Source organism: Nocardia africana NBRC 100379, assembly GCF_001612635.1.
Classification (GTDB): domain Bacteria; phylum Actinomycetota; class Actinomycetes; order Mycobacteriales; family Mycobacteriaceae; genus Nocardia; species Nocardia africana.
On the sequence record NZ_BDAV01000061.1, the window covers coordinates 1 to 2,441 of the forward strand.

The following is a 2,441-nucleotide window of genomic DNA, read 5'->3' on the forward strand; positions in this document are numbered from 1 at the left end:
GCGAAGCCTCGGCCGCGAGGAGGTCAACGCGCTGTTCCATCAATCGCTGGCGGCCCTGGCGGAGCCAGAGAATCGGTGGATCGCCGACCTGCTGACTCAGTCCTGGAGTGTCGAGAAGGTAGCCACGCCAGTCGTTGGCAACGTCTGCATCCGGGCCCGCGGCCCGCGCATGGATCAAACCCTCGAGTGGTGCGGGTGGCATCAGCAGTGGAATATTCTCCGGCAACGGCAGGACCACTGGGCCTGGGGGCTGTGCCCGGTATGCCGTTGCCGCCTGGAGCTGTCTGGTGGCCGACCGCGAAAATTCTGCAGTGACCGCTGCCGCCAGGCAGGACGACGGACACGACAAACCACGGACGCTGTTGTCGGAGGGTGGATCCCATCGCTTAGCCGACCGCGGGACCGGCTGTTCGGCGCGCTGATCCTCGGCGCCTACGACGCTTCCGATGAGCTGGTCCACACCGGGACCGTCAGCACCGGGTTCTCGCCCTCGCAGCGGCGAGAACTGCAGGCACAACTGGACGAAATCGCCCAAGAAGCCAGCTCCTTCGCCGAGCCGCCGCAGTGGGCCGACGTGCCGGCGCACTGGGTCGAGCCCAGACTGGTGGCCACGGTGCACTACCACGACCTTTACCTCCCGGATTTTGCTCCCACCTACACCCACTGGGTCGGTTTGCGCGTAGACCGGGACCCGATCGATGTCAGGCTGCCCCGCTGATCGGCTACAGGAATATGGGTGCCTGCAGTCGGATCCGCAAACGAACTGTCGTTGGCGTCCGCGTGGTGAGCAGGCCACCGTTTACGCGCCAAGGTGCCTCGGCGGCCGGGAGACTGTCCGTGCCGTCGGGGTATCAACCCTCGGCGCCGTAGACGCTACGTGAGTATCGCGGTGGTGCCGATTCGTCACGAGTTGCTGTTGTTCAGGCGCGGCCGGCGAGTGCGGTGATGAGTTTGCGGGCCGAGGCGCGGGTCAGCCGCCGCACGGCGCGGCCGGTGGTTTCGGCTTCGCCGCGCGGGTTGATGTCGGTTCCCTTGACGGCCTTGGCGAATTCGGTGTCGAAGCGCTCGGGGTCGGTCTTGGCGGCCAGTGCCTCGAGGTATTTGATCTGCTTGGCGGTCGCGGGTTCGATTTTGGCCGCGGCGGAGCGTTCCCGCAGCTTGGCGTAGTAGGCGTCACTGGCGGCCTTCTGTGCAGCCTGGGTTTCGGGGCTGCGGTCGACGGCGCGGACCTGCTCGTGCCAGTCCTGGGTACCGGGCTTGCTGGTGACGGCCTCCCATAGCGCGTTCGCGGTGAGGGCACTCTCGTCCACGCCTTCGGTCAGGCCGGGTCCGGTCAGGGCGGTGAACCCGCTGCCGGAGCGCACGATGGTGAATCCGGCGGGCTCGGCGTGCGCGGTGATCCAGTCCCGGCCGCACCGGCAGTGGGTGCCGTGGTAGCGGTCCCATTTCGAGTGCAGCGCCTCGTACACCAGCTTGTCGCCGTAGTGGTAGGTATCGCGTGTGAATCCTGACATCGGCGCAGTCTGACATTCCCGTAGCGCGGGCGGGAGCTTTTCTAGACGAAAAGGCAAGCAACGCAACAATTTACACAAGACTCTAGACTTCAAATTCTAGAGACTAGAGCCTGGATTTGCGATGTTCGCCCTCGGAATGTGTCACTGCTCGTAGGTCCAGTTCTGTCCGCTGAGCCGGTATTCCTCGACGGGTATCGGCTTGATCCCGTGGCGCATGCGCGCGGTGTACAGCCGGCCTTCGAGATGGTCGATCTCGTGGAGCAGTAGCCGTGCGAGGCCGTGGTGGTAGGCGGTGGTGACGAGTGCGCCGGCCAGCGTGGTGGTTTCGACGGTGATGTGCAGCGGCCGGGGCACCAGCCCGCGCACGTCGAAGAAACTCAGGCAACCCTCGTACTGCTCGTCGGTGTCGTCGGACTGGTCGATGACACGGGGATTGAGCAGCACGATCGCTGTGTCGGTGGGCTCGGCGGGCCGGACCACGGCCGCGCAACGGTCGATGCCGATCTGTGGGGCGGCGATGCCCATGCCCTTGGCGAAGGGGTGCACGCGGGCGACGCGGTCCATGGCGGCGAACAGGTCGTCGACGACACCACCCGCGGTGCCGGCTTCGTCGGGCAGCGTGAATGCGCGGGCGGGCCGGGCGAGGATATCGGCGTCGGCTTGCACGATGCCCAGTTCGGTCATGGTCTGGGATGGGTTGGTCTCGATCACGGTCGAATTCCCTTCTGCTCAGTGGTTTTCCGGGTGTGAACGGAACCGCCATTCCATGCGGTAGCGGGTGTGCAGTGGCGGGCTGGTCGTGTTCCAGGTGAACACCGCTGCCTCATTGTTGTTGGTGCGTGCCGGTGGGGTCGCGATTGGGCGGGCATCAGCGGTCGGGGAGGTTTCAATGCCCCACACCACTGGGTCCAGGCTGGCGGGGAATGT

Annotated in this window: 4 protein-coding genes; 1 reads left to right on the plus strand and 3 read right to left on the minus strand. The window is 65.8% G+C overall.

Features of this window, described 5'->3' with window-relative positions; all coding sequences use genetic code 11:
* The coding region (locus NA3_RS35135; protein WP_501193630.1) for an ATP dependent DNA ligase at positions 1–718 on the plus strand (718 nt) is incomplete at its 5' end.
* 202 nt (positions 719–920) lie between these two features.
* Here the strand turns inward: NA3_RS35135 and NA3_RS38340 are convergent.
* From NA3_RS38340 to NA3_RS38345, 3 genes are all read right to left on the minus strand, one after another.
* Positions 921–1,514, minus strand: coding sequence for a hypothetical protein (locus NA3_RS38340; protein WP_197521849.1), 594 nt, complete (start codon positions 1,512–1,514; stop codon positions 921–923).
* A 141-nt stretch (positions 1,515–1,655) separates the two neighbouring features.
* Complete coding sequence (locus tag NA3_RS35145; protein ID WP_062969221.1) at positions 1,656–2,225, minus strand: peptide deformylase; 570 nt, start codon at positions 2,223–2,225, stop codon at positions 1,656–1,658.
* 18 nt (positions 2,226–2,243) lie between these two features.
* Positions 2,244–2,441, minus strand: a 198-nt coding sequence (locus NA3_RS38345) for a hypothetical protein (protein ID WP_218021959.1), incomplete at its 5' end; no start/stop codon positions are given.

What these genes read in the sequence shown, in the direction of transcription:
- NA3_RS38340 (WP_197521849.1), bottom strand. Translation starts at nt 1,514, where the DNA reads ATGTCAGGATTCACACGCGATACCTACCACTACGGCGACAAGCTGGTG.